The sequence below is a fragment of the Lyngbya aestuarii BL J genome (genome assembly GCF_000478195.2).
GTDB lineage: Bacteria > Cyanobacteriota > Cyanobacteriia > Cyanobacteriales > Microcoleaceae > Capilliphycus > Capilliphycus aestuarii.
Genome location: NZ_AUZM01000209.1, coordinates 1 through 1,378 on the forward strand (window position 1 = coordinate 1; position 1,378 = coordinate 1,378).

The following is a 1,378-nucleotide window of genomic DNA, read 5'->3' on the forward strand; positions in this document are numbered from 1 at the left end:
TGATAGAAATCTAGAGAACTTTCTAACCCTTGACGCGCTAAAATTTCACTAATGGTTGGTAGAAGCTGGTTCACGGTCATTTCCTGCCTTTGACTTCAAAAACTGCAAAAACTTTATCGTTAACTTAACTCAGTTCCAGCCTACCCAATATAAACTTTTAATTTTTAATATAGAAGTTGGAAGACTGAACCTTCGACGCTATTTTTTAATATTCTTAGCATCCCCTCTGACTCTCAGGATATCTAGATCGAGACGACTTGGAGATTCGTAGAACCGAACCAATTAGTCGCAATCACCGCTTTTACTGTTTTTTCGGTGGCCTCACGACCTCACGACCTCCCATAGTCTGATACAAAATAGTAGGAACATACTGTTAACGTTGCTTCAAAATTATGCCCACTTTGCTCACGGATCTCAAAAATGTACTGGCTGATTTAATTAAACGCTATCGTTCTCAGGTCGATTATTTAGCAATTCGAGTCGAAGAAGCTGAAGAAACGGATATTTTACTCAGAGGCGATCGCATTGAAACCCTCAGCGAAGGCCTTTCAATTGGTGGACAAGTTCGCGCCTGTCATAAAGGGGGTTGGGGTTTTGCGAGTTTTAATCGACTCGAAGGTTTAGAGAAGCAAGTTTCTCAAGCCATTACTGCGGCGAAACTCATCGGTGAGGAAGAAACCCTACTCGCACCGATTCCGATTGTACAGGAAACTCGGATTTTACCTTTAACTGGAACCGATCCCCGTCAAGTTCCTCTGGCGCAAAAGAAAGAACTTTGCGATCGCTATGGCCATATTCTGCGAAGTGTTGATTCCCGCATTACCACGATTTCAGTTCGTTACAATGACAGCACCCAGCGTATTCTCCTAGCCACTTCTGAAGGAACATTCCTCGAACAAGCTTGGGTAGATATGGAAATGCGCTTCGCAGCGACAGCCCGCAATGGGGAAACCGTACAAACAGGACGGGAAACCACTGGATCACGTCGGGCTTATGAAGATTTAACTCACCTTGATACTCAAGTTCAGAGTGCAGCGCAACGGGCGGTGAATTCCCTAGATCTTCCTCCCGTTAAAGGAAATACTTACACTGTAGTCATTGATCCGATTTTAACAGGTTTATTTGTTCACGAAGCGTTTGGTCATCTTTCGGAAGCGGATATGACCTATGAGAACCCTGACTTATTGGAAGTGATGACTTTGGGGCGTCAGTTTGGGCCGAAAAACCTGCAAATTTTTGATGGGGCGGAACCTCCTGGACACCGGGGAAGCTATTTTTACGATGATGAAGGAACACCCGGAACAACAACACAATTAATCAAAGATGGGGCGTTAGTAGGTCGTCTACACTCTCGGGAAACAGATCGGAAGAGCACACG

Annotated in this window: 1 protein-coding gene; it reads left to right on the plus strand. The window is 44.6% G+C overall.

What is annotated here, in order from left to right:
• Positions 1-392: 392 nt before the first annotated feature.
• The coding region (locus M595_RS27560) for a TldD/PmbA family protein (protein ID WP_023069856.1) at positions 393-1,378 on the plus strand (986 nt) is incomplete at its 3' end.